Raw genomic sequence first — 22667 nt, forward strand, 5'->3', positions numbered from 1 at the left:
TAGGCCCCAACCGATGATTAATGCGAGATGCGTCATCCGCCCTGAGACGGAGTCCGCGTCGAATTTTCACGCTATCAGCAAAGCCCGCCGCGACAAGGGAATGTGGCGGTTCGGCGGCCAATCAAGGCAGCATCTGTAACAATCTGGACACACTGCCGCCACGCAGCGGTAACGCCCGCAGAGCGGGCCTCCGCGAGCGGCAGGCCTTGGTTTGCTACAGATTTTCCCGCAGCCAGCCGGCCGCTCGCGCCACAATCCCGCCCCTGTGCATACGGGGCGCGTCGGCTGCGGTGATCTGCCGCGACATCAGTTTTCGCGCCGAAACAGCCTCGCGGGGGCCATAGGCGGCGCGCAGCAGGACGCCGGCGGCCGAACAGAAGGCGGGCCCCGAGGCGGCGTCCGCCAGGTGCGGAGCCCGCTGCGGCTTGCCCAGACGAACCGGGCGGTCGAACACCCGCACCGCCAGTTCGCGCACCCCGTTCAGCTGGCTGGCCCCGCCCGTCAGCACCAGGCCGGCCCCGGGCTCCAGGCCCACTCCGGCGCTGCGCAGTCGGTCGCGCAGCAGCTCCAGCGTCTCCTCGACCCGCGGCGCGATGACCGTCTTCAGCATGGCGCGCGGCACCACCACCGGACCGGCCGACGGATCCTCGCCGCGCGGCGGGGCCTCCAGCATCTCGCGGTCCTCGTTCGCCGACGCCATGGCCGAGCCGTGCAGCGTCTTCAGCCGCTCGGCCCCGGCGCGCGAGGTCGACAGGCCGCGGGCGATGTCGGCCGTGACGTGATCGCCGCCGACGTTGAGGCTTTCGATGTGCAGCAGGGAGCGCCCGCCCCACACCGCCGCCGAGGTCGCGCCGCCGCCCATGTCGATGCAGACGCAACCCAGATCCATCTCGTCGTCTTCCAGCGCCGCCAGCGACGAGGCCACCGGCGCCGCCACCACGCCCTGCAGATCGAGGTGCGCCAGCTCGAGGCAATGGCTCAGGGCCGTGAAGGCGCTCTCGGCCATCGACACGACCAGCAGGTCCAGTCCCAGCGAATGCCCCTTCATGGCGCGCGGGTCATGCACTCCCCTCGCCCCGTCCACCGACCAGGCGATCGGCAGCACATGGATCGGCCGGCGGTTCGGCAGCCGGATCTGGGCCAGGGCCATGGCGATGGCGCGGGCCAGGTCGGCGTCCCCGACCGGCGTGGCCCCCAGCGAGACCCGGGCCTGCACCCGGTGGCTGGCCATCTGGCCGATGGCCGTCGTCACCACCACGCCCGAGACCGGCGAGCCCGCAGCGCGCTCGGCCCGTTCGACGGCGTGGCCGATAGCCTGGGCCGCCTCGTCCATATTGACGATGCCGCCGCCGCGGATGCCGCGCGACTGCACATGCCCTGCCCCCGCCACCCGGATGGTGCGGTCGGCATGGCGCACGCCGTCGGGCTTCATGATGAAGCAACCGACCTTCGACTGGCCGAGATCCAGCGCAGCCACGACCGGCGCGCGACCCGCGGCGGACTTTCCGCCATCCACAGACTTGTCCACAGACCGTCCAGCCATTCGTACTATCCCTGTTCCTGGCCGCCGCCGGCGGAGGGCCGGACGGCGACCTCCTCGGGGGTTCTCAGATCGATGCGGGCGAACCCGAGTTCCAGCAGCCGTTCGCGCTGATCCAGAGCGTCCAGCTGGATCAGGGCCGCGTCCTGATCGGACGCGGGCAGCTGGATCAGGCTGCCGTCCTTCAGACGCAGATCCCACCGGCGCTCGTCGACGCGCACCAGCGCCTCCAGACGGGCCATCAGCCGGGGCCGCTGGGCGATCAGCGGCAGCACCTCGGCGGCGGCCTGTTCGGCGCCCTTGCCGACGACCAGCGGCAGGTTCGGATAGCGGCCGGCGTCGGCCCCGCGGATCACCTGGCCGTGGCTGTCGATGACCATATTGCGCCCGCCGGCCTGCCAGATGGCCAGCCGGTCATGCTCGACGACATGCACGATCAGGGTGTTGGGCAGCAGGCGCACGACCCGCGCCTCCTTGACCCAGCCCACGCCCTCGACCCGCTGGCGCACTGCGTCCAGATCGATCGAGGTCATGGCCTGGCCGCCGTCCAGCTGCACCGCACGCTGGATCGCGGCGGTCGCCTCGGCGGACTCGCCCTCGATGAAGACCTTCTCGAGTTTCAGACCCATGCCGACAGCCATGCCGTCGACGCCCTGGCCGATCGAGGCGCTGATCCGGTCGGCGCGCGCGCCGGTCGCCAGCACGCCCGCCAGCACTACGACGCCGGCCGCGATCGAGATCATCACGGCGCGGGGCGTCAGGTCCAGCCGACCGATCGCCGCCAGCTTGCCCGGCGTGGCGAGGGCGTTGCGGGGCGCGCGCCCCCTGCCCCCCGATTTCGGAGCCGCGGGCCGCTTGGCGGGCTGTTTCGAACTCTGTCGCCGACCGCCGCGAACTACCGCGGGCATGAGGCGTCCTCCACCATCCACCGGACCAGGTCTTTGTATCCCATCCCCGCATAGGCGGCCTGCTCGGGGACGAGCGAGGTCGGCGTCATGCCGGGCTGGGTGTTGACCTCCAGAAGAACGAGAACGTCGTTAAGATCGTCATAACGAAAGTCGGACCGGGAAACCCCGCGGCAACCAAGAGCAGTGTGCGCCAGCTCCGATTGTCGCAACGCCGCCTCGAACACGGCGGGCGGCAGATCGGCCGGCAATTTGTGCACCGAGCCGCCGGGGGCGTATTTGGCTTCGTAGTCGTAGAACCCCTTGACCGGCGTGATATCGGTGACCGTCAGGGCGCGGGGGCCCGAAGCCTCGCCGATCACCGCGACCGCCAGTTCCTTGCCCCGGATATAGGGCTCGACCATCACCTGTTCGCCATAGGTCCAGTCGGGCGCGCCGACCTCGGTCTGCGGGCCGTTGGCCCCTTCCGGGACGAGAAAGACGCCGACTGAAGACCCCTCGGCGTTCGGCTTGATCACATAGGGTGGCGGCATGACGTGACGCCGCGCCACCTCGTGCCGGTCGAACAGCCCGCCGCCCGGCACCGCCACGCCGGCCGCGCGCAGCACCGACTTGGACTTGTCCTTGTCCATCGTCAGGGCCGAGGCCAGCACGCCGGAGTGGGAATAGGGAATCTGCAGCGTCTCAAGGATGCCCTGGACGCAGCCGTCCTCGCCCCAGGCCCCGTGCAGGGCGTTCAGCACCACGTCGGGCTTCAGCTCCGTCAACACCTGGGCGAGGTCGCGCCCGGCGTCCACCCGGCTGACCCGCGCCACCTGCCCTTCCAGGGCGTCGGCGCACTCCTTGCCCGAGCTCAGCGACACCTCGCGCTCCGACGACAGCCCGCCCATCAGGACGGCGACGTGAAGGTCTGCGAAAGGGCGGGTCATGCGAAGCTCCGGAACAGTCATCGCAATGCGACAAACGTTCTTAACAGCCCGTCAACCAATCGGGTCCCGCCGCGCAAAAAGCCCTCAGGCCGTTCGCCCGATCCGCTTGATCTCCCAGTCGAGCTGGACGCCGGTCTTGGCCAGCACATCCGCGCGCACCGCCTCGCCCAGTCCCTCGATATCGGCCGCAGTCGCCTCGCCGGGGTTGATCATGAAATTGCTGTGCAGTTCGCTGAACATGGCTCCGCCCCCGGTCGCCTTGAACAGCTTGCCGCGCCACCCGGCCTCATCGACCAGCTTCCACGACGAATGGCCGGGCGGGTTCTTGAAGGTCGAGCCGCCGGTCTTCTCGCGGATCGGCTGGGTCTGTTCCCGGCGTGCGGTGATTTCGGCGATGCGGGCGGCGACGGCCTCGGGATCGTCGGGCGTGCCGCGATAGGTCGCCTCGATCCAGATGATGTCCGCCGGCGCCTGCGAGTGCCGGTAGGTGTAGCCGAAGTCGGCCAGCTGGTACTCGACCCGCTCGCCCCTGCGGTTCAGCCCCCAGGCCGAGACGAGGATGTCCTTCGTCTCCGCCCCGTAGCAGCCGGCGTTCATGGTCAGGGCCCCGCCGATGGTGCCCGGAATGCCGGCGTAGAACTCCAGCCCCGCCAGCCCCGCCTTGGCTGACGCCTTGGCCACCATGGAGTCCAGCGCCCCCGCCCCGGCGGTGATGGTCTCGCCCTCGGTCGCGATCCCCGCGAACGGGCGCCCCGCCAGCCGGATCACCACCCCCTCGACCCCGCCGTCCCGCACGATGACGTTCGACCCGACGCCCAGCACCGTCACGGGCACAGCCGGGTCCAGTGCCTTCAGGAAGTCGGCCAGGTCATCCGGGTCCGCCGGGATGAACAGGGCGTCCGCCTTCCCGCCCACCCGGAACCAGGTGAACGGCCCCAGCGGCTCGTCGCGCAGCAGCTTGCCGCGCACTTCAGGCAGTCCGCTCACGCCAGCGCCTCCAGCTGCCCCGGCAGGGCATAGGCCCACTGGGTGATGTCCCCCGCGCCCAGCAGCACCACCAGATCGCCCGCCTTCGCCTCCGCCGCGATCACCCCCGGCAGGGCCTCGATGCTCTCCAGCGCCTGCACCGAGCGATGCCCGAAGCGACGGATGCCCTCGACCAGCGCCTCCTTGTCGACGCCCTCGATCGGCGTCTCCCCGGCGGCGTAGACATCGGCCACGATGACCGCGTCGGCGTCCGAGAAACAGGTCGAGAACTCCTCCATCAGGTCGCGCAGCCGGGTGTAGCGGTGCGGCTGGACCACGGCGATGACCCGGCCGTTCCCCTCGGCGTTCTGGGCCACCTGCCGCGCGGCCTTCAGCACCGCCGCGATCTCGACGGGGTGGTGGCCGTAATCGTCGACGATGCGCACGCCGCCGACCACGCCGGTGGTGGTGAAGCGCCGCCGCACCCCGCCGAAGCCGGCCAGTCCGGCCCGGATGGCCTCTTCCGACACGTCCAGCTCGCGCGCCACGGCGATCGCCGCCAGCGCATTCGAGACATTGTGCCAGCCCGCCATCGGCAGGTGCAGCCCGACGATCCGGGTCGGCTCGTCCAGCGCGGCCAGCCCCTGGCCCTGGATGACCACGTCGAAGCGGCAGCCGTCGGCCCCCATCTCGCAGAGGTCCGCCCGCACCATCGCCTGCGGATTGATCCCGTAGGTCACCAGCCGCCTGTTATCGATCGAGGCCACCAGCCGCTGCACCTCGGGATGGTCGAGGCAGACGGCGGCGAAGCCGTAGAAGGGGATGTTCTCGACGAAGTCCACGAACGCCTTCCGCACCCCGTCGAAGTCGCCGTAGTGGTCGAGGTGTTCCGGGTCGATGTTGGTGACGATGGCCACGGTCGACTTCAGGCGCAGGAAGCTGCCGTCGCTCTCGTCGGCCTCGACCACGATCCAGTCGCCGTCGCCGACCTTGGCGTTGGTGCCATAGGCGTTGATGATGCCGCCGTTGACCACCGTCGGGTCCAGCCCGCCGGCGTCGAGAATCGCCGCCACCATCGAGGTCGTCGTGGTCTTGCCGTGGGTGCCCCCGACCGCGATCGAGAACTGCAGCCGCATCAGCTCGGCCAGCATCTCGGCCCGCCGCACCAGCGGAATGCGGCGCTCGCGGGCGACCACCATCTCCGGATTGTCCGCCTTGACCGCGGTCGAATAGACCACCGCCGAGACGCCGTCGCCGATATGACTCGCGTCGTGGCCGATGAAGATCCTCGCGCCCAGCTTCTCCAGTCGCTCGGTGTTGGCGCTGGCCTTGGCGTCCGAGCCCTGCACCGAATAGCCGATCTTGAGCATGATCTCGGCGATGCCGCTCATGCCGATGCCGCCTATGCCCACGAAATGGACGGGACCGAGGTCGAAGGGTACGGGACGAAGGCGTGCGATCATCGCAGCGTCATAGCGAGGGTTTCGGGCGATTGCACCACCCGGAACGATCAGTCCTCAGCCACGAAATCCTGCGCGAACTCGGGCGAGTCCTCCTCCCCCGCCAGCAGGGGCGCATCGTCCTCGTCGTCAGTGGCCCGCGACGGGTCCGGCACCTCGAACCCGACCGGGATCGACAGGTCCAGCAGCCCCGCCGCCTTCATCTCCTGCACGCCCGGCAGGTCGTACAGGCTCGACAGGCTGAAGTGCTCGAGGAATTTGTCAGCGGTGGCGTAGGTTACCGGCCGCCCCGGCGTCCGCCGCCGGCCCTTCAGCCGCACGAACCCCATCTCCAGCAGCAGGTCCAGCGTCCCCTTCGACAGCGACACCCCCCGCACGCTCTCGATCTCGGCCCGGGTGCAGGGCTGGTGGTAGGCGATGATGGCCAGGGTCTCCAGCGCCGCCTTCGACAGCCGCCGCGGCTCCTCGCGTTCCTCGGTCATCATGAAGCTCAGGTCGGCCGCCGTGCGGAAACGCCAGCGGTCGGCGACGCACTCCAGCTCCACCCCCCGCCCTTCATAGCGCTCGCGCAGCGCGGAAATCGCCCCGCCAACGTCCGCCCCCTCGGGCAGGCGCCGCGCGATCTCGGCCGCCGACAGCGGCCCGGCCGCGGCGAACAGCAGGGCCTCGACCCGGCGCTCGATCTCCAGATGGTCCGGCGCGAACTGGATCACGGCACCAGCTCCAGCGGTTGCCCCATCCCCCGCCGCTTCAGATACAGTTCGGCGAAGGCTTCGGCCTGTTTCACGTCCATGGCCCCCTCCTTGACCAGCTCCAGGCTGGCCGACAGCGTCGAGGCGGTGAAGCTGGCCTGCGACGGCCCCTCCGCCCCATGCTTCTCCGGCGCCACCCGCTCCAGCGGCGTCCACTCCTCCAACCGGGGGAGGATGTCGCGCAACCAGTCCCGCGCCGCCTCCAGCCCGAAGGCCTCGACCCGCTGGCCGGGATTGTAGCGGCGCTGCTCCTCGCGCCGCCGCTGCGTCACATAGGCGGCCATCAGCTCGTACAGGCTGGCGTCGATGCGGTCGGACGGGATGATCACCAGCGCCTCCGGGTCGCCCCGCGTGAACACGTCGCGCTTCAGCCGCGGCCGGGCGGTGATCGCCTCGACCGCCTTGCGCATCGCCTCCAGCTTCTGCAGCCGGAAGGCCAGGGCGGCGGCCATCTCCTCGGCAGGCATCTCCTCGCCCTTCTTGTCGGTGCGGGGCAGCAGCAGCCGCGACTTCAGATAGGCCAGCCACGAGGCCATCACGAGATAGTCCGCCGCCAGCGAGAAATTCCGCCGCCGCGCCTCGTGCACGAAGGCCAGATACTGTTCCGCCAGCTTCGTGATCGACAGCTTCAGCAGATCGACCTTCTGCGTCCGAGCCAGCGCCAGCAGCACGTGCAGCGGCCCTTCATAGCCCTCCAGATCGACCACGAACGCCTCGCCCGCATCGGCCTGCTCGACCGCGGCGAAATCCAGATTGGGCTGGAAGGCGTCGGTCACGCCTGCGCCTCGCCGACGTCAGGGCCCCGCGCCGCATCGAGCCGCCCCGCCATCAGCGCGTCGAACCGGTCCCGCGCCGCGAACTCGTCCAGAGGCTCCACCTCGCGCACGATCCGCGCCAGCGCAGCCGCCGCCCGTTTGCCCGCCTTGCCCTTCAGCTTGCCGACGCCTTCCGCGACCTGCCGCATCTCGTCGAGATCGCCGTTGCAGTGCAGGACCACGTCGCACCCGGCCTTCAGCGAATCCTCCGCCCGTTCCCGCAGACTCCCCGACAGCGCCTTCATCGACAGGTCGTCGGTCATGATCAGCCCGCCGAAGCCCAGGTCCTCGCGCATCAGCTTCAGCGCCTTCCTGGACGTCGTCGCCGGCCGTTTCGGGTCGATCGCGTCGAACACCACATGCGCCGTCATCGCCAGCGGCATGTCCGACAGCGCCCTGAACGGCGCGAAGTCCCAGCCGTCCAGCGTCGCCCGGTCGGCATGCACCACCGGCAGGTCATGGTGGCTGTCGGCGAAGGCCCGGCCATGCCCCGGCATATGCTTGATCACCGGCAGCACCCCGCCGGCCAGCAACCCCTCGGCCGCCGCCCGGCCCAGCATCGCCACCGTGGCCGGATCGCGCCCCCAGGCCCGGTCGCCGATGATGTCGTGGGCTCCGGGCACGGGCACATCCAGCACCGGGGCGCAGTCGACGTCGACGCCAACCGCCTTCAGATCGTTGGCCATCAGCCGCGCGCCCAGCCGGACCAGCTCGCGCGCCGCCAGCGGATCGTTGGTCGCCTTCAGATAGGCCTCGGCCGGCGGATATTTGGCCCAGTGCGGCGGCCCCATCCGCTGCACCCGGCCGCCCTCCTGGTCGATCAGCACCGGCGCATCGGCGTCGCCGACGCAGTGCCGCATCTCATCTGTCAGCGCCCGCATCTGCTCCGGGCCGTCGACATTGCGGCGAAAGACGATGAAGCCCCAGGGCCGGACGTCGGCGAAGAAGGCCTTCTCCTCCGCCGTCAGCCTGTGCCCGCTACAGCCGTAGATCGCCGCCGAACGCGTCACCGAACGATGCAGTCCCCGCCCGAGGCCTTGATGGCGTTGCACAGGCCGGTCGCCCGCTCGCGGCTCAGGCCGGTGATCGTGGTGCGATAGACGGTCGAGCCGTTCGAGGCCGTCACCTCCTGCACCCGCCGGCTGCCGCCCTCGGTCAGGGCCGGATAGCGGCCGACGACGGCGTTGTATTCGCGCTCGGCCAGATTGGGGGTCGAGAAGGCGCCGATCTGCACGCCCGAGGTTCCGCCGATCGGGGCCGGACGCGGCTCGGCCTTGGCCGGCGGCGGAGCCGGGGTCGGGGCCGGGCGAGTCGGGGCCGGCAGGGGCGCCGTCTCGATCGGGGCCGGGGCCGGGCGCGGCTGCACGGCTTCCGGCGGCGGCGTGAAGGTCGGGACGGTCGCGGGGGCCTCGGTCTCGGAATAGACGTCGATGCCGGCGGTCGGGTCGACCGGCTGGGCGTCGACCGGCGCGGCCGACTTCATCTCGCCGACCGGCGCGCCCACGGCGGGCGGGGCGTCTTCCGAGGCCCGCAGGCCGCCGCGGCTATAGTAGACAGCCACGGCCACAATCAGCACCAGCAGCACCACCGCCGAGATGATCAGCGTCATCGGCGGGGCCTTGCCGCCGCCGCCTCCCCCGCCGCCGCCGCGGCGCGGGTCATAGCCCTGGCGGTTGAACGGCAGGTCGTCGTCGGTCGGCGGCGTATAGGCGCCCCGGTCGCGGCCCTGGTTCGGGCGATAGGGATCTTCGTGAGACATGGCCGCGCCTTCCGTCGTGCCGCGCGAATCGTCGCGCGGAAGGGACACTCTAGCCCGGTCCGAGTCCTTTTTCAGGCCGCGCCCTACAGATCCAGCGCCAGATCCAGGCTGAACAGCTTCTTGTGCTCCTCGATCGCATAGCGGTCGGTCATGCCGGCGATGTAGTCGCACACCGCCCGCGCCCGCCGGGCCTCGTCGGCCGTCCCCGCCTTGCCCGACCATTCGGGCGGCAGCGTCCCCGGGTCGGCCATGAACAGCTGGAACATCTCGGCCAGAATCCGGCGCGCCTGGCTGCGCGTGCGATTGACCCGATAGTGGCGGTACATCCGCTCGAACAGGAATTTCCGCAGCACGCCCAGATCGGCCAGCATGCCGTGCGAAAAGGCTGCCAGCGTTCGCCCCGCCGTGCGCACATCCTCGGTCGAGCGGATATTCCCCGCGGCGATCCGCGCCTCGGTCTCGGCCAGCACGTCCTCGACCATGGCGCCGATCATCCGCCGCACCGCCTCGATGCGGATCATCCGCGCGTCGATGTCCGGCCAGTCCCTGCGCACTCCGTGCAGCACCGGCCCGATCAGCGGCACGTCCGACAGGTCTTCCAGGGTGAACAGCCCTGCCTGCACCCCGTCATCGACGTCGTGATTATTGTAGGCGATGTCGTCCGCGATCGCCGCCGCCTGCGCCTCCAGCGAGGCGAAACTGTCCAGCCGCAGGTCCCAGGCCGGCGCATAGTCGGCGATGGCCCGCCACGCCGGCTCGTCCAGCCGGTGGCTGACCGGCCCGTTATGCTTGACCACCCCCTCGACGGTTTCCCAGCTCAGGTTCAGCCCGTCGAACTGCGGATAGCGCTCCTCCAGCTTGGTCACCACGCGGAAGGTCTGGACGTTGTGGTCGAACCCGCCCCACGGCTCCATCTGCGCCTGCAGCTCGTCCTCGCCCGCGTGGCCGAACGGCGGATGGCCCAGGTCGTGCGCCAGGGCCACGGTCTCGGCCAGGTCGCTGTCCAGCCGCAGGGCGTGGGCGATCGACCGCGCGATCTGCGCCACCTCGAGGCTGTGCGTCAGCCGGGTACGGTAGTGGTCGCCCTCGTGCGCCACGAAGACCTGGGTCTTCTCCTTCAGCCGGCGAAAGGCGGTGGCGTGGATGATCCGGTCGCGGTCGCGGGCATAGGCGTTGCGGGTGCGGCTGATCGGTTCGGGCGTCAGCCGGCCGCGGCTGTGCTCCGGGTATTCGGCATAGGGGGCGCGCTCAGGGATCAACACGGCGGCTCATTCTCTGGCCGGGCCTTTGCGATCGCCCGTCCGCGCCTCATATAGAGCCCCGTGAGCAGCGTCCAATCCGCCCCCGCCTTCCAGATCACGCCCCACGCCGGGGGCCATGGTCTGACCCTGTCCGAAAGCGCCGCCGCCCGCCTGGCGAAACTCGCCGAGGCCGAGGGCCGCCCGGTGATGCTCCGCGTCGCCGTCGACGGCGGCGGTTGCTCCGGCTTCCAGTATCGGTTCGAACTGGTCGAGACGGCCGACCCCGACGACCTGCGCATCGAAGCCGCCGGCCAGGCCGCCCTGGTGGACCCCGTCTCCCTCCCCTTCCTCAAGGGCTCCGAGATCGCCTTCGTCGACGACCTCGCCGGGGCCCAGTTCGTGGTGCGCAACCCGAATGCGGCCTCCAGCTGCGGCTGTGGGGTCAGTTTCTCGATCTGAGGACCTGTCTTCTCCCTGTTCGCGCCGCGAATGGGGAAATGGATCGACGGCGAAGCCGGCGAGACGGAGGGGCTGGCGGCTTCAGGCTCGGTCGCTCTGCAACGGAAAGAGCCCTTCCACCGCTTCGCGGTCCCCTCCCCATCGCTGCGCGACAGGGAGGAGACATGAGATTGCTGCGCTGCAAATCCCCCGCCCGCCGTCATAATTATCGGACCTATCGGACTGTTTTCCCTCAACATCGCTCCGGGCCAGCGTCATGAGCGCGCCATAGGGGCAAACACCTGTATGATCAGGGCCGGCGGCGCCGGTCAGCGGGCCGCCCGGTCTTTGACAATAGAACCGACAGGCGCACCGCCTGAACCGGGGCCCTGGACGATCAGGACGGTTCGGACGGTTCGGACGGTCTTTTTCGATTAATATCCGGGTAAAAAAGGGCGTCGCGGAGACTTCAAGGGCCAACCCACCCCTTGTCATTAGCCTTCTTCCTAATTAGGCTCATCCCTATGAACGCCCTGTTCAAGGCCCTGTCTCACCCCGTGCGCCGCCGCATCATCGAGATGCTGCGCAAGGGCCCGATGGCGTCCGGCGACATCGCCGCCGCCTTCGACATGAGCTGGCCGACCATCACCGGCCACCTCAACGCGCTGAAAGAGGCTGGCCTGGTCTCGCCCGAGCGCGACGGGGCCTCGATCCGCTACCGGCTGGAGATTTCAGCCGTCGAGGAGGCCCTCGCCTTCCTGCTGCAGATGACCGGCGCCGGCCGGAAAGACCCCGGAGACCAACCATGACCGCCCCGAAGAAACCCGCATCCGCCCTGAACGCCGCCACCCTCGGCCTCAGCCTCATCGTCGGCGGCCTCGGCGTCTGGACCGTCTTCGCGGGTCCGCTTGAGCTGCTGCCGATCCACTGGAACGCCTCGGGTCAGGCCGACAACTGGAGCACCCGCGAACGCGTGGGCGGCGTCCTGATCGGCCTCGCCGTACTGACCCTCTTGCTCGGCGGCGGCATGGGCGTCGCCTCGCGGCGCACGGACGACCCGGCCCGGGCCCGCGCCCTGCGCTACGCCCAGCTGGTGGTGATCCTGAGCCTGCCGCTGGTCAGCCTGCTCGCCGCCTCCGCCAGCCTGTCCGGAACCACAGACATCGGGGGCGCGATCCCCATGGCCCTGATCAGCCTCGTCCTGCTGTTGATCGGAGCCTTCCTCGGCCGGGTCGGTCCCAACCCTTTCGTCGGCGTCCGCACCCCGTGGGCCTACAAGAGCCGCCTCGCCTGGGAGCGCTCCAACCGCCTCGCCGGCCGCCTCTTCTTCATCATCGGCCTCTCCGGCCTGCTCACCGCCCCGTTCGCACCCCGCCCCCTCGGCCTCTACCTCCTCCTGACCGGCATCGCCGTCGCCGCCCTCTGGTCCGTCATCGAGAGCTGGCGCGTCTGGCGCACCGACCCCGACCGCCAGCCCTTCTGATCCCTCGCACCGGGAGACCGTCATGCTCAGCCTCATCCTCGCCGCCCTGCTGCCGGACCCCGTCGCCACCCCGGTCGTGCTCCCGTCGGAGCCCGCGCCCCTGCACGGAACCCTGCTGGCGCCGTCTGAAACCCGGGCCGCCGCCCTGATCATCGCCGGCTCCGGCCCCACCGACCGGGACGGCAACAGCCCCCTCGGCGTCTCGGCCTCCAGCTACCGCCTGCTCGCCGAGGGTCTCGCCGCCCACGGCGTCGCCACCGTCCGCACCGACAAGCGCGGCGTGGGCGAAAGCGCCGCCGCCGGAGCACGGGAGGAAGACCTGCGCTTCACCGACTACGCCGACGACGCCCGCGCCTGGGCCGCCGAGACGGCCCGGCTGACCGGGCAACCGTGCGCCTGGCTGATCGGGCACAGCGAGGGCGCGCTGGTGGCCCTCACGGCCGCGTCCGGCGACGACGCGGCGATCTGCGGTCTGGTGCTGCTGTCCGGGGCCGGCCGCCCCATCGGCGCGGTGCTGCGCGAACAGCTGGCGACCGCGCCCGAGCCCTTCCTCAGCCAGGCTCTGGCCATCCTCGCCGAGCTCGAGGCCGGCCGGCCGGTGGCCGAGGTCCCGCCGCAGCTGGCGGCGCTGTTCCGCCCGTCGGTCCAGCCCTACATGATCTCATGGCTGCCGCTCGATCCGGCGGCGATGGTCGCGGCCTATGAGGGGCCCGTCATGATCGGCCATGGCGCAACCGACATCCAGGTCGGCGTCGCCGACGCCGAGGCCCTGGCCGCCGCCCGCCCCGACGCCACGCTGAGGCTCTGGGACGGCGTCAACCACCTGCTGAAGATCGCGCCCGCCGACCGCGCCGCCAATGCGGCGACCTACCGCAACCCCGACCTGCCGCTGGCCCCCGGCGTCGTCGAGGACGTGGCCGGCTTCATCCTCCAGCCGCGCTAGGCCAGCGTCTCCTGGAACCGCACCGGCCGCCCGTGGGCGCTGCCGATCAGGTCGCCGTCGCGCATCACCACCCGGCCGCGGACGATCGTCGCCATCGGCCAGCCGGTCGCCTCGAAGCCGTCGAACGGCGTCCAGCCCGACCGCGTGGCCATGTCCTCGTGCCGGATGACCCGCTTCTCCTTCAGGTCGACCAGCGTCAGGTCGGCGTCATAGCCCTCGGCCATCCGCCCCTTGCCGGCGATGCCGAACACCCGGTTGGCCCCATGGCTCGTCAGGTCGATGAACCGGTCGAGGCTCAGCCGCCCGTTCGCCACATGGGTCAGCATCACCGGCACCAGGGTCTGCACCCCCGGCATGCCCGAGGGCGAGGCCGGATAGGGCCGGGCCTTCTCCTCCAGCGTATGCGGCGCGTGGTCCGAGCCCAGCACGTCCGCCACGCCCTGCTCGATCCCCCGCCACAGGCCGGCGATGTGGTAATTGTTGCGGATCGGCGGGTTCATCTGCGCCAGACCCTTCAGCCGCTCATAGGCCTCGTCGCCGTCCAGGGTCAGGTGCTGCGGCGTCAGCTCCATCGTCGCCACATCCTTGTGGTGGGCCAGGAACTCGACCTCCTCGGCCGTGGTCACGTGCAGCACATGGATGCGCGCCCCCGTCTCCCTCGCCAGCCGCACCAGCCGCCGGGTGGACATGATGGCGCTCTCGGGGTCGCGCACCTCGGGGTGGCTGGTCCAGTCGCCCGTCCGCGCCAGCGGCCGCCGCTCGACCAGCCGGTACTCGTCCTCCGAATGGAAGGTCGCCCGCCGCTTCACATGGCGCAGAACCTCGCGCACCCCGTCGTCGTCGGCGACCAGCAGGGTCCCGGTGGACGCCCCCATGAACACCTTGACCCCGCAGCAGCCGGGCAGCCGCTCCAGCTCGCCCAGATATTTCGCATTCTCGTGCGTCCCGCCCATGTAGAAGGCGTGGTCGGTCCACATCCGGTCCCGCGCCCGGGCCAGCTTGTCGGCCAAGGCCTCCGGATCGGTCGTCGAGGGCTCGGTGTTCGGCATTTCGAACACCGCCGTGACCCCGCCCAGGGCGGCGGCGCGCGAGCCGGTCTCCAGATCTTCCTTCCACTCCAGCCCCGGCTCGCGGAAATGGACCTGGGTGTCGATGACGCCGGGCAGCACCGTCAGCCCCGCCGCATCCACCGTGTCGCCCGCGCTGGCCTGCGACAGGTCGCCGATGAAGGCGATCTTGCCGTCGATCACGCCGACATCCGCCATGCCGCGCCCGGCGTGATTGGCCACCTCGCCGCCGCGGACGATCAGGTCATAAGTCTGGGTCATGGCTCGGCCCTATACCCGCTCGGCCAGCACCTTGCGAGCCGCCTTCAGCACCCGGTCGGCCGGCAGGTCGTTCATGTGCTCGATGGCTTGGTCCAGCCGGGGGTCGATCTTGCGGTACTCGTCGACAGAGCGCGGACCGCGCACGGCGATCCCGCCCCATGGCCCCCGCTCGACCTCGTCCGACGGCCCGTAGGCGGCCACCACCGGAGTTCCCGAGGCTACCGCCAGATCGGTCCAGAGCGAGTCCCCGCCCAGATACAGGGCGCAGCGCCCGACGGCCGCCATCGCCTGCAAGGGGCTCAGCCGCCCCTGCAGCTCAATGGTGCGATGGCGCGGCAGGGCAAGACGAATGGTGTGGGCCGCGTCCCGGTCGGTCTCCGCACCCACCACCAGCACCCGGCCGCCCTCCAGCGGGCCGCCGTCGCCGACGAGGGTCGAGGCGACCTTGGCGAAGCGCTCGGCCGGCCACCGGCGTCCCATCCAGGCCGCCCCCGGCCCGATGGCCAGCAAGGGCCCCTCGCCGGGCGGGATCAGGGCCTCGACAGACGCCCGCGTCGCCTCGGAGACGAACAGCCGCGGGGCCGGAACTTCATCCAGCTGCAGCACCCGCGCCGCCAGCTCGACCGCGTGGACCCCGGCCTCGCGCTCGCCGCGAACGGCCCGCTTCTGCCGCTTCAGCTTGCCGGACAGCGCCGAGCCGCGCATGTCGACCACCAGGCCCCAGTTGGTCGGCCGCACCTGGTTCCACAGGCCGATCCAGTCCAGCCGGCTCTCCTTCTCCAGCACGATCAACCTGTCGAGGCGCGGCGTGTCGGCGAACAGCGGCGCGCTGGCCGGAGATCCGACGACGGTGAACCGCGCCTGCGGCATGGCCTCGACCAGATACGCCAGCACCCCGCACGACAGCACCGCGGCCTGGGCGTCGGCCTCGGCGATATACAGGATGGGGAAACGGGCCGTCATGATTGGACCGTATACGGATTCTCCCGCAGCATCAGCGTTCAACGGGTGTGGTCCACAGGCGCGCGCAGCCCTATCTACACCACCATGACCACCCGCATCGCCCGCCTCGACAGCCGCGCCCTGCTTCGGGTCTCCGGCCCCGACGCCCGGCCCTTCCTGCACAACCTGCTGACCCAGGACGTCGAGACCCTCGCCGACGGCGGCCTCCGCTTCGGCGCCCTGCTCTCCCCGCCGGGCCGGCTGCTGTTCGATCTCTTCCTGCGGGGCGAGGCCGACGGCGTCCTGCTGGACGTCGCCGCCGATCGCCGGGACGCCCTGCTGCAGCGCCTGTCGATGTACAAACTGCGCGCCCAGGTCACGGTCGAAACGGATGAACGCCCCGTCTTCGCCTCATGGCCCGGGGTGGCCCAGGGCTTCACGGCCGACCCGCGCACGCCCGACCTCGGCGGCCGGCGCTATGGCGGCGAGGTCGCGGCGACCGCCACCGAAGCCGACTGGCAGACCCACCGTCTGGCGGTGGGCGTCCCCGATCCGACGGCCGACGCCCTCTCCGACAAGACCTATCCGATCGAGGCGAATTTCGACCTGCTGAACGGCATCGACTTCCAAAAGGGCTGTTTCGTCGGCCAGGAGACCACTTCGCGCATGAAGCGCCGTGGGAGCATCAAGAATCGCATGCTCCCGCTCGCCTTCGACGGCCCGCCTCCTCCCTTCGGGGCCGAGGTCCTGCGCGGCGACCTGCGCGCCGGCGAGCTTCTCAGCGGTCGCGACGGGGCCGCCATGGCCCTGCTGCGTCTGGACCGGCTGGACGGCGAGCTGACGGTGGAGGGGCGGCCCATGACGGTCCGCCGCCCCGGCTGGATGCCGGCGTAGGGCCTCCCCGCGGCCTCGGAGGAACAACGGTGTTCGGCGCCCGTTGTTGTTATGTCCCGAGGAGGGACGCCCCATGACAGCCGAGATCGATCACCTGCGCGAACGCGCTCGCTCCTTCCGTCGCCGCGCCGAATGGATGATGGACGGCGCGGACCGCGAACGGCTGATCGCCCGCGCCGCGGCCTACGACAGCCGGGCAGTCGGCCTCACGCCGCCGCCTCTGGCGGGATAGGCCTCACTCGCCTGGAGACGTCTCGCCCGCATTTGCCGGTGGCGCCAGGCTCTTCATTTCCGTCCACGCCAGCCGCCCGGCGCCCGCCGTCCGTCCGCGCTCGAACAGCCCGGCCATGGCCGCCGGATCGAAGTCGAGGCTTGAGGCCTCGATATCGTCCGGAACGGCGGCGACGTACATCCGGATGCCGTTGCGCTCGGCGAAGGCGAGATTGACCGCGAGGCTGGTGCGCAGGTTCGCCTTGCTCATGGTGTCGTAGGACCGGGCCAGAATGGCCGGCAGGGTCCCGCGCGTGATCCGCTCGGTGCGCCCGATCTGACCGTTGACCAGCACGTACAGGCCGGTGCCCGGCGGCGCCCGGGTCGGGGTCGTCACCGTCAGCAGGCTCTCGGGTATGCCGAGAAAAGGCGTATTGACCCCGCCGTCGACGTGCATTTCCTCGACCAACTGGCCGGCCGCGTCGATGCCCGGGATCATCACCGGCGGAAACACCCCGGGAATGCTGGCCGAGGCCAACAGCACCTCGCGGAACAGGATGACCGCCTGAGCCCCGCCCTGCTTCGCCAGCACGCCCATGTCCCAGATGACCGTCTCCTGGGCGTCCAGATTGGTGGTGACGATCAGCAGCCGCCGCCCTTTGTCGTGCTCGGCGGCGATGGCCCGCAACAGGTCCTCGGTGACATAGTCTTCGACCAGGTCCTTGAGCACGCCGGAGTCGAACAGGCCGGGCGCGGCCAGGGCGGCGAAGCTGCGCCAGCCCAGCAGGCCTCCGGTGCGGCCCTCGGCGTAGGCGCCGCGCAGTTCGTCATCCCACTCGGGACCAAGGAAGGCGAAGGGCGCCGCCAGCGCGCCGGTGCTGACGCCCGTGACCACGCTGAATTCGGGGCGGGTCCCGCTCTCGGTCCAGCCGACAAGGACGCCCGCGCCATAGGCGCCGTTGGCGCCGCCGCCTGACAGGGCGAGGATGGTCCGCCCCTCATGCCCCGTCCAAAGGCCGTCGCCAACTTCCTCAGCCAGGGCCTCGACCCGGGCGACGTCGCCGGCCCGGATACGCGGATCCTCGGTCGGCCGCCAGGTCTGCGTGGCCAGGCGCAGGACTCCACCTTCCGGACGATCGATGGTTCCGCAGCCGGCCAGCCACAGCCCCGCCAGCAGGATGGCGACGAGCGCTGCGGGTCTGGAGATCATGCGTTGCATCCGGGTCGAGACAGGAGCCGCTGATAGCACGGATCCCGACCGGCCTTCACGGCGTCCGCCAAGGCGCTACCCTTCCCCCATGTCCGACTCGCACCGCCTCATCGACCTCAGCCACGCCATCGAGGATGGCCTGATCACCTACAAGGGCCTGCCGGCGCCACTGATCTGCGACCATCTCAGCCGCGAGGCGTCGCGCGCCAACTACGAGCCGGGGACCGAATTCCAGATCGGCCGGATCGAGATGGTCGGCAACACCGGCACCTATCTTGACAGCCCCTTCCACCGCTACGCCGACGGCGAGGACCTCAGCGACATCGCCCTCGACCGCATAGCCGCCCTGCCCGGGATCGTCGTCCGCGCCCCGGATACGCAGGCCATCGACGCCGACCGCTTCGAGGGCCTCGACCTCACCGGCAAGGCGGTGCTGGTCCACACCGGCTGGGCCCGCCACTGGCGCACCGACGCCTATTTCGAAGATCACCCCTTCCTGACCGAAGCCGCCGCCGACTTCCTCGTCGAGGCGGGCGCCGCCCTGGTCGGCATAGACTCGCACAACATCGACGACACCCGCACACGGTCGCGACCGGTCCATACCGTGCTGCTCGGCGCCGGCATCCCGATCTGCGAACACATGAGAGGGCTGGAGCTGCTCCCGAACGCCCGCTTCCGCTTCACCGCCGCCCCGCCCAAGGTGAAGGCCTTCGGAACCTTTCCGGTGCGAGCGTTTGCAGAGATCGTCGCGTGAACGTCAACCGCTGCGCCTGGTGCGGGACCGATCCACTCTATGTCGCCTATCACGACGAGGAGTGGGGCGTGCCCGAGTACGACCCGCGCGCCCTGTGGGAGAAGCTGGTGCTGGATGGCTTCCAGGCCGGTCTGGCGTGGATCACCATCCTGCGGAAGCGCGAGGGCATGCGCGACGCCTTCGACGGCTTCGACCCGGAAATCGTCGCCCGCTACGGCGACGCGGACATCGAGCGGCTGCTCGGCGACGCCCGCATCATTCGCTCGCGGGCCAAGATCAACAGCGCAATCAAGGGGGCGAAGATCTGGCTGGAGATGCGGGACCAGGGTGAGGACTTCAGCGAATGGCTGTGGTCCTTCGTCGGCGGCGCGCCGATCCAGAACCGCTGGCCCGACAGCGACGCGCGGCCCGTGGCAACGCCGGAATCCGAAGCCATGTCGAAGGCCCTGAAGAAGCGGGGCTTCAACTTCGTCGGCCCGGTGATTGTCTACGCCTTCATGCAGGCTGTGGGCATGGTCAACGATCACGGCGTCGAGTGCTTCCGTCACCGCGAGGTTCGTGCGAGGAGCGACCGGTGAAGACCCCTTCGAAGAGCACCGGCAAGGCGAAGGCGCCCGTGAAAACGGCGCGCGGCTTCCCGACGCTGGCGCTCGAAACGGTGCTGATCCAGTCGTGCGGCGGCTTGGTCTGCGGCGTGGACGAGGCGGGGCGCGGACCGTGGGCCGGCCCGGTTTCGGCCGGAGCGGTGATCCTGAACCCCGACGACCTGCCGGAAGGCATCGACGACTCCAAGGCCCTGACCCACGCCCGGCGGGAAGCGGTGGAGATCGAGATCAAGGCCCGCGCCGTCGCCTGGGGCGTCGGCTTCGCCTCGGTCGAGGAGATCGCCGAACTGAACATCCTGCACGCGACCGGCCTGGCCATGTGCCGCGCCATCGAGGCGATGTCGGTCCAGCCGGCCGCCGCGCTGGTGGACGGCAACTACCGCTTCAAACTGCCGTGCGACGTGCAGACGGTGGTGGGCGGCGACGGGCTGTCGTTGTCGATCGCCGCGGCCTCGATCCTCGCCAAGACGGCGCGGGACCGGCTGATGGTCGAACTGGATGCCGAATACCCCGGCTACGGCTTTGCCGGCCACAAGGGCTACAACGCCCCGGTGCATCAGGAGGCCCTGAGGACCCTGGGCCCCTGCCCGGCCCATCGCCGCGGCTGGGCTCCGATCCGGGCGCTGCTCGAAGACGTCTAGATGTGCAGGGCGCCGCCGAGCATAGCGCCCATCAGAGCCGCGACGACGCCGCCGAGCGTGATGGTCAGCCACGCCGGCACGCCGTCCGTAAGGTCCGACAGGCCCCGGTCGGCCTCAGGCGCCACGTCATTGGCCACCCGACTGTCGAAGCGCACGGGAGACGGCGGGCGCCAGGCCACGGTTTCAAAGGCGTCGACCGACCGGCCATAGGCCCGGCTTGCTTCCAGACGCCGCGAAGGGGAGAGGGTCATCTGTTCCATGGCCCACACAACGGCCCGGATTCCGGACCGTTCCCGATTACGCCGCGTCGGCGAGGTTCAGACGCCGGTCGCTGACCACGAACAGGTATTCCACGTTCCTAAGCCGGCCCACCGTCCCGACCTTGTCGCCCTTGGGATTATGGATGCCGATGCGGGCCCCGACGTAGCGCGGGCGCGCGATCTCGATGACCTGCACCTCGCCCCGGCCCGACAGCATTTCGACCAGCTGGTCCCGACCCAGATAACCCTCGTCATTGAAGGAGACGATCAGGTTCGGCGCCTTCAGCCCCTCGATCACCGCCTGCAGCGCCGGGGCGATGCCGGGGCGGCTGTTGAAGGCGCTCTTGCGCGTGCGGACGTCGATCCGCTTGTTCGCGATCCCGTAGGTCTCCGGCTTGTCCCACAGCACGAGGCTCTCCCAGCAGTGGTAGTTGCCGAGGTAGGAATGCTGGTTGTAGGGCGGGTCCAGATAGACGAGGTCGGCCTCGACCGACGGCGCCAGTTCGACCGCGTCGGCTCGGGTCGCCTTGCACTGTCCGACCGCCACGCCCGGCAGGATGTCGGGCATCCGCAGCTCCAGCGGCTTTAGCGCCCGGCTGGCCCAGGACTTCATATAGGCCATCTGCAGGCCTGCGGTGGAATCGACCCGGTCGGCCGCCTCCATCAAACTGACCAGGGCGATGGCCTCCAGCTCGGGCTCCAGCGCCATGGCCGCGATGCGGTCGCGCATGGCGTCGATCCGGGCGCCGTTCTCGGGCGTGAAATAGCGGGCGTCCTCGCAGAAGGTCTTCGTGAACCAGCCGGGCCCGGGCGTCACGGTCCGCAGTTCGGCCAGCACGCCTTCCGCCCGCTCCAGCCACCGCTCCCGATCGGCCTGCACATAGGCCGTGGCCAGCACGTGGGCGTAGGCGTTGTGGTCGTTCGACCAGACCCGGAAGCCCTGCTTCTTCAGCGCATGGCCGACCCGCGCGGAGCCCGAAAACAGGTCGCAGACGGTCCCGCCATCCGGCAGCACGCCGGCGATGGCGGCGATGATCTCCGCCAGCAGCGCGCGCTTCGACCCGATGTATTTGATCATGCCGACCCTTGCGGGGTCAGCCCTTGTGACCGCGCCCCTTCATCGAAACATGCGCCAGTCTCAGCAGATTCGCAGCCCCCGGCGCGCCGAAGGGCGTGCCGGCGAGGATCAGCAGGCGCTGGCCCGGCTCGGCGAGGCCGTATTCGACCGCCTTGGCGACCGCGTCGTCGGTGACCTCCTCCAGCGAGGCGGGCTCGCGGCTGAGACGCGGCTCCAGCCCCCAGACCAGCGCCAGACGCCGGGCCGTGTCGGGGTTCGGGGTCAGGGCCAGCACCGTCTGCAGCGGCCGCTCGCGCGACATCCGCCGCGCCGTCCCGCCCAAGGTGGTGAAGACCACGATACAGGCGGTCGACTGGGCCTCGGCCGCCTTGCGCGCCGCCGCCACCAGGGCGTCGACGTCGTGCTCGTCCATGCCCGCGTGTTCGGCGTCCATCAGGCTGGGCCACATCGGGTCGCGCTCAACCCGCTCGATGATCCGGTTCATGATGCCGACCGATTCCAGAGGATAGTCGCCCGACGCCGTTTCGGCCGACAGCATCAGGGCGTCGGCGCCCTCATAGACGGCGTTGGCCACGTCCGAAGCCTCGGCCCGCGTCGGCGCGGGGGCCGAGGTCATCGATTCCAGCATCTGGGTCGCCACGATCACCGGCACCCCACGCTGGCGGGCCGCGCGGATGATCCGTTTCTGCGCCACCGGAACCTCTTCCGGGTCCAGTTCAACGCCGAGGTCGCCACGCGCGACCATGACGCCGTCGCAGTAGTCGAGGATGCTCTCCAGCTCGTTCAGGGCCTGGGGTTTCTCGATCTTGGCGAGGCAGGCGGCGCGTCCCTTCACGATCTGCTTCAGCTCGGCCATGTCCTCGGCCTTCTGAACGAAGCTCAGCGCGACCCAGTCGACGCCGATGCGCAGGGCGAAGGCGAGGTCCTCGCGATCCTTGGGCGTCAGGGCCGAGACCGGCACGACAGCCTCGGGCACGGCCACGCCCTTGCGGTCGGACAGTTTCGAGCCGCTCTCGACCGTCACGTCGGCCCATTCGTCCGTGCGCTCGCCGACCCGCAACCGCACCCGGCCGTCGTCGAGCAGCAGCAACATGCCCGTGCGTAGAGCCCGGAAAATCTCGGGATGCGGCATCTGCACCCGCGTCGCGTCGCCCGGCGTCGGATCCAGATCGAAGCGCATCCGGTGGCCCGGTTTGACGTCGATCTCGACGTCCCTGAAGCGGCCCAGCCGCAGCTTGGGCCCCTGCAGGTCGGCCAGCACGCCCAGCGGCCGCTTCAGCGCCAGCTCGGCCCCCCGCACCGCCTTCAGGGCCGCCGCGTGATCCTCGTGCGTGCCGTGGCTGAAGTTGAGGCGGAAGACATCCACCCCGGCCTGGGCCAGGGCCTTCACCGTGCCGGGCGCCCGGCTGGCAGGTCCGAGGGTCGCGACGATGCGGGCGCGCCGGGCTCTTTTCATGCGATATCCGTGGCCTTTGAGGGAGCGTTCGCCCCTTGTGCCAATGAAACGCCGCAGG

Annotated in this window: 25 protein-coding genes; 9 read left to right on the plus strand and 16 right to left on the minus strand. The window is 70.3% G+C overall.

Annotated elements, in window-relative coordinates:
- Nucleotides 1-214 precede the first annotated feature (214 nt).
- The 10 genes from ftsA to V6M45_RS05195 all read right to left on the minus strand — a co-directional run bounded on the left by ftsA (nucleotide 215) and on the right by V6M45_RS05195 (nucleotide 10388).
- Nucleotides 215-1552, minus strand: a complete 1338-nt coding sequence (ftsA, locus tag V6M45_RS05150) for a cell division protein FtsA (protein ID WP_442880544.1) — start codon at nucleotides 1550-1552, stop codon at nucleotides 215-217.
- Nucleotides 1549-2448 (minus strand): cell division protein FtsQ/DivIB, encoded by a 900-nt coding sequence (locus tag V6M45_RS05155; protein WP_332654544.1) that lies wholly within the window; start codon nucleotides 2446-2448, stop codon nucleotides 1549-1551. The genes ftsA and V6M45_RS05155 overlap by 4 nt, the downstream gene beginning before the upstream one ends.
- Nucleotides 2436-3374, minus strand: coding sequence for a D-alanine--D-alanine ligase (locus V6M45_RS05160; RefSeq protein WP_332654545.1), 939 nt, complete (start codon nucleotides 3372-3374; stop codon nucleotides 2436-2438). The genes V6M45_RS05155 and V6M45_RS05160 overlap by 13 nt, the downstream gene beginning before the upstream one ends.
- Before the next feature lie 84 nt (nucleotides 3375-3458).
- Nucleotides 3459-4361 (minus strand): UDP-N-acetylmuramate dehydrogenase, encoded by a 903-nt coding sequence (murB, locus tag V6M45_RS05165; RefSeq protein ID WP_332654546.1) that lies wholly within the window; start codon nucleotides 4359-4361, stop codon nucleotides 3459-3461.
- Nucleotides 4358-5803, minus strand: a complete 1446-nt coding sequence (gene murC / locus V6M45_RS05170) for a UDP-N-acetylmuramate--L-alanine ligase (protein ID WP_332654547.1) — start codon at nucleotides 5801-5803, stop codon at nucleotides 4358-4360. The genes murB and murC overlap by 4 nt, the downstream gene beginning before the upstream one ends.
- A gap of 47 nt (nucleotides 5804-5850) precedes the next feature.
- Nucleotides 5851-6510, minus strand: coding sequence for an SMC-Scp complex subunit ScpB (gene scpB, locus V6M45_RS05175; protein WP_332654620.1), 660 nt, complete (start codon nucleotides 6508-6510; stop codon nucleotides 5851-5853).
- Nucleotides 6510-7328, minus strand: a complete 819-nt coding sequence (locus V6M45_RS05180) for a segregation and condensation protein A (protein ID WP_332654548.1) — start codon at nucleotides 7326-7328, stop codon at nucleotides 6510-6512. Before V6M45_RS05180 ends, scpB begins: the two co-directional genes overlap by 1 nt.
- Nucleotides 7325-8377, minus strand: coding sequence for a beta-N-acetylhexosaminidase (nagZ, locus tag V6M45_RS05185; protein ID WP_332654549.1), 1053 nt, complete (start codon nucleotides 8375-8377; stop codon nucleotides 7325-7327). Before nagZ ends, V6M45_RS05180 begins: the two co-directional genes overlap by 4 nt.
- Nucleotides 8374-9126 carry an SPOR domain-containing protein gene (locus tag V6M45_RS05190; protein WP_332654550.1) on the minus strand — a complete coding sequence of 251 codons (753 nt, stop codon included), beginning with the start codon at nucleotides 9124-9126 and terminating at the stop codon, nucleotides 8374-8376. The genes nagZ and V6M45_RS05190 overlap by 4 nt, the downstream gene beginning before the upstream one ends.
- Before the next feature lie 83 nt (nucleotides 9127-9209).
- On the minus strand, nucleotides 9210-10388 hold the full coding sequence (locus V6M45_RS05195) for a deoxyguanosinetriphosphate triphosphohydrolase (protein WP_332654551.1): 1179 nt from the start codon (nucleotides 10386-10388) through the stop codon (nucleotides 9210-9212).
- A 60-nt stretch (nucleotides 10389-10448) separates the two neighbouring features.
- Here V6M45_RS05195 and erpA point away from each other — a divergent pair, with 60 nt between their 5' ends.
- The 4 genes from erpA (at nucleotide 10449) to V6M45_RS05215 (ending at nucleotide 13231) form a co-directional block, all read left to right on the plus strand.
- Nucleotides 10449-10826 carry an iron-sulfur cluster insertion protein ErpA gene (gene erpA, locus V6M45_RS05200; RefSeq protein ID WP_332654552.1) on the plus strand — a complete coding sequence of 126 codons (378 nt, stop codon included), beginning with the start codon at nucleotides 10449-10451 and terminating at the stop codon, nucleotides 10824-10826.
- A gap of 503 nt (nucleotides 10827-11329) precedes the next feature.
- Nucleotides 11330-11614 carry a metalloregulator ArsR/SmtB family transcription factor gene (locus V6M45_RS05205; protein WP_332654553.1) on the plus strand — a complete coding sequence of 95 codons (285 nt, stop codon included), beginning with the start codon at nucleotides 11330-11332 and terminating at the stop codon, nucleotides 11612-11614.
- Entirely contained in the window at nucleotides 11611-12288 is a 678-nt protein-coding gene (locus V6M45_RS05210) for an SdpI family protein (RefSeq protein WP_332654554.1), read from the plus strand. Before V6M45_RS05205 ends, V6M45_RS05210 begins: the two co-directional genes overlap by 4 nt.
- Before the next feature lie 22 nt (nucleotides 12289-12310).
- Nucleotides 12311-13231 (plus strand): alpha/beta hydrolase, encoded by a 921-nt coding sequence (locus tag V6M45_RS05215; protein ID WP_332654555.1) that lies wholly within the window; start codon nucleotides 12311-12313, stop codon nucleotides 13229-13231.
- Here the strand turns inward: V6M45_RS05215 and V6M45_RS05220 are convergent.
- Nucleotides 13228-14559 (minus strand): dihydroorotase, encoded by a 1332-nt coding sequence (locus tag V6M45_RS05220; protein WP_332654556.1) that lies wholly within the window; start codon nucleotides 14557-14559, stop codon nucleotides 13228-13230. The two genes, V6M45_RS05215 and V6M45_RS05220, sit on opposite strands and share 4 nt — an antisense overlap.
- 9 nt (nucleotides 14560-14568) lie before the next feature.
- Nucleotides 14569-15522, minus strand: coding sequence for a glycosyltransferase family 9 protein (locus V6M45_RS05225; RefSeq protein ID WP_332654557.1), 954 nt, complete (start codon nucleotides 15520-15522; stop codon nucleotides 14569-14571).
- An 84-nt stretch (nucleotides 15523-15606) separates the two neighbouring features.
- Here V6M45_RS05225 and ygfZ point away from each other — a divergent pair, with 84 nt between their 5' ends.
- On the plus strand, nucleotides 15607-16395 hold the full coding sequence (gene ygfZ, locus V6M45_RS05230; RefSeq protein WP_332654558.1) for a CAF17-like 4Fe-4S cluster assembly/insertion protein YgfZ: 789 nt from the start codon (nucleotides 15607-15609) through the stop codon (nucleotides 16393-16395).
- Between the two features lie 73 nt (nucleotides 16396-16468).
- Nucleotides 16469-16627 (plus strand): hypothetical protein, encoded by a 159-nt coding sequence (locus V6M45_RS05235; RefSeq protein ID WP_332654559.1) that lies wholly within the window; start codon nucleotides 16469-16471, stop codon nucleotides 16625-16627.
- Nucleotides 16628-16630: 3 nt separating this feature from the next.
- On the opposite strand, the gene V6M45_RS05240 is transcribed toward V6M45_RS05235, so the two are convergent.
- Entirely contained in the window at nucleotides 16631-17815 is a 1185-nt protein-coding gene (locus V6M45_RS05240; protein ID WP_332654560.1) for a patatin-like phospholipase family protein, read from the minus strand.
- An 88-nt stretch (nucleotides 17816-17903) separates the two neighbouring features.
- Between V6M45_RS05240 and V6M45_RS05245 the strand changes: the two genes are divergently transcribed.
- From V6M45_RS05245 to V6M45_RS05255, 3 genes are read left to right on the plus strand one after another with little or no spacing between them, the layout of a single operon-like run.
- Nucleotides 17904-18569, plus strand: a complete 666-nt coding sequence (locus V6M45_RS05245; protein ID WP_332654561.1) for a cyclase family protein — start codon at nucleotides 17904-17906, stop codon at nucleotides 18567-18569.
- Nucleotides 18566-19147 (plus strand): DNA-3-methyladenine glycosylase I, encoded by a 582-nt coding sequence (locus V6M45_RS05250; RefSeq protein ID WP_332654562.1) that lies wholly within the window; start codon nucleotides 18566-18568, stop codon nucleotides 19145-19147. Before V6M45_RS05245 ends, V6M45_RS05250 begins: the two co-directional genes overlap by 4 nt.
- Nucleotides 19148-19185: 38 nt before the next feature.
- Entirely contained in the window at nucleotides 19186-19815 is a 630-nt protein-coding gene (locus tag V6M45_RS05255) for a ribonuclease HII (protein WP_442880546.1), read from the plus strand.
- On the opposite strand, the gene V6M45_RS05260 is transcribed toward V6M45_RS05255, so the two are convergent.
- Genes V6M45_RS05260 through pyk form a run of 3 tightly spaced genes read right to left on the minus strand, consistent with a single transcriptional unit; the run spans nucleotide 19812 to nucleotide 22609 of the window.
- Nucleotides 19812-20066 (minus strand): hypothetical protein, encoded by a 255-nt coding sequence (locus V6M45_RS05260; RefSeq protein ID WP_332654563.1) that lies wholly within the window; start codon nucleotides 20064-20066, stop codon nucleotides 19812-19814. The two genes, V6M45_RS05255 and V6M45_RS05260, sit on opposite strands and share 4 nt — an antisense overlap.
- 46 nt (nucleotides 20067-20112) lie before the next feature.
- Nucleotides 20113-21153 carry a DNA adenine methylase gene (locus tag V6M45_RS05265; protein WP_332654564.1) on the minus strand — a complete coding sequence of 347 codons (1041 nt, stop codon included), beginning with the start codon at nucleotides 21151-21153 and terminating at the stop codon, nucleotides 20113-20115.
- Nucleotides 21154-21169: 16 nt separating this feature from the next.
- Nucleotides 21170-22609: a pyruvate kinase gene (gene pyk / locus V6M45_RS05270; RefSeq protein WP_332654565.1), complete on the minus strand. Its 1440-nt coding sequence runs from the start codon at nucleotides 22607-22609 to the stop codon at nucleotides 21170-21172.
- Nucleotides 22610-22667 lie beyond the last annotated feature (58 nt).

Origin of the sequence: Brevundimonas sp. (genome assembly GCF_036676055.1) — a bacterium.
In the GTDB taxonomy this organism is placed as follows: Bacteria; Pseudomonadota; Alphaproteobacteria; order Caulobacterales; family Caulobacteraceae; genus Brevundimonas.

Bases quoted from the DNA above. Each gene is read 5' to 3' on its own strand.
- pyk (WP_332654565.1), bottom strand. From the start codon at position 22,609: ATGAAAAGAGCCCGGCGCGCCCGCATCGTCGCGACCCTCGGACCTGCC.
- V6M45_RS05240 (WP_332654560.1), bottom strand. From the start codon at position 17,815: ATGATCTCCAGACCCGCAGCGCTCGTCGCCATCCTGCTGGCGGGGCTG.
- V6M45_RS05245 (WP_332654561.1), top strand. From the start codon at position 17,904: ATGTCCGACTCGCACCGCCTCATCGACCTCAGCCACGCCATCGAGGAT.
- ygfZ (WP_332654558.1), top strand. From the start codon at position 15,607: ATGACCACCCGCATCGCCCGCCTCGACAGCCGCGCCCTGCTTCGGGTC.
- V6M45_RS05225 (WP_332654557.1), bottom strand. From the start codon at position 15,522: ATGACGGCCCGTTTCCCCATCCTGTATATCGCCGAGGCCGACGCCCAG.
- V6M45_RS05220 (WP_332654556.1), bottom strand. From the start codon at position 14,559: ATGACCCAGACTTATGACCTGATCGTCCGCGGCGGCGAGGTGGCCAAT.
- V6M45_RS05215 (WP_332654555.1), top strand. From the start codon at position 12,311: ATGCTCAGCCTCATCCTCGCCGCCCTGCTGCCGGACCCCGTCGCCACC.
- V6M45_RS05210 (WP_332654554.1), top strand. From the start codon at position 11,611: ATGACCGCCCCGAAGAAACCCGCATCCGCCCTGAACGCCGCCACCCTC.
- V6M45_RS05260 (WP_332654563.1), bottom strand. From the start codon at position 20,066: ATGACCCTCTCCCCTTCGCGGCGTCTGGAAGCAAGCCGGGCCTATGGC.
- V6M45_RS05235 (WP_332654559.1), top strand. From the start codon at position 16,469: ATGACAGCCGAGATCGATCACCTGCGCGAACGCGCTCGCTCCTTCCGT.
- murC (WP_332654547.1), bottom strand. From the start codon at position 5,803: ATGATCGCACGCCTTCGTCCCGTACCCTTCGACCTCGGTCCCGTCCAT.
- V6M45_RS05160 (WP_332654545.1), bottom strand. From the start codon at position 3,374: ATGACCCGCCCTTTCGCAGACCTTCACGTCGCCGTCCTGATGGGCGGG.
- V6M45_RS05265 (WP_332654564.1), bottom strand. From the start codon at position 21,153: ATGATCAAATACATCGGGTCGAAGCGCGCGCTGCTGGCGGAGATCATC.
- V6M45_RS05205 (WP_332654553.1), top strand. From the start codon at position 11,330: ATGAACGCCCTGTTCAAGGCCCTGTCTCACCCCGTGCGCCGCCGCATC.
- V6M45_RS05155 (WP_332654544.1), bottom strand. From the start codon at position 2,448: ATGCCCGCGGTAGTTCGCGGCGGTCGGCGACAGAGTTCGAAACAGCCC.
- V6M45_RS05190 (WP_332654550.1), bottom strand. From the start codon at position 9,126: ATGTCTCACGAAGATCCCTATCGCCCGAACCAGGGCCGCGACCGGGGC.